This is a genomic window from Methanosarcina spelaei, assembly GCF_002287235.1.
GTDB lineage: Archaea > Halobacteriota > Methanosarcinia > Methanosarcinales > Methanosarcinaceae > Methanosarcina > Methanosarcina spelaei.
This window is the reverse complement of the sequence record NZ_LMVP01000498.1, coordinates 1-225: the sequence shown is the minus strand read 5'-3', so window position 1 is coordinate 225 and position 225 is coordinate 1. Positions and strand designations below refer to the sequence as shown.

Sequence of the window (225 nt, the reverse complement as noted above, 5' to 3'; positions counted from 1 at the left end):
GCAGCAGTTCAAAGAATGCTCTATTACCTAATCAGGATTATCAACCATTTTAAGAGTTGTTCCTGGATGACCTTCTTGACCTCCAGGGTTCTTTTCGCTCTTTTTACGGAGACTCTTGGGATTAGGTTTTCCTTTGACAAAAAAATCAGTAGAAGGAGGTTTACTGCTGTTTCTGCTATTTTGATTTAAGCGAGATTCTAAAACTTGCAATTTTTCACTAAGTGA

Annotated in this window: 1 pseudogene; it reads right to left on the bottom strand. The window is 37.3% G+C overall.

The window, feature by feature from the left end:
* Positions 1-30: 30 nt before the first annotated feature.
* Positions 31-225, bottom strand: a pseudogene (locus ASJ81_RS17040) (DUF6444 domain-containing protein); the annotation flags it as partial.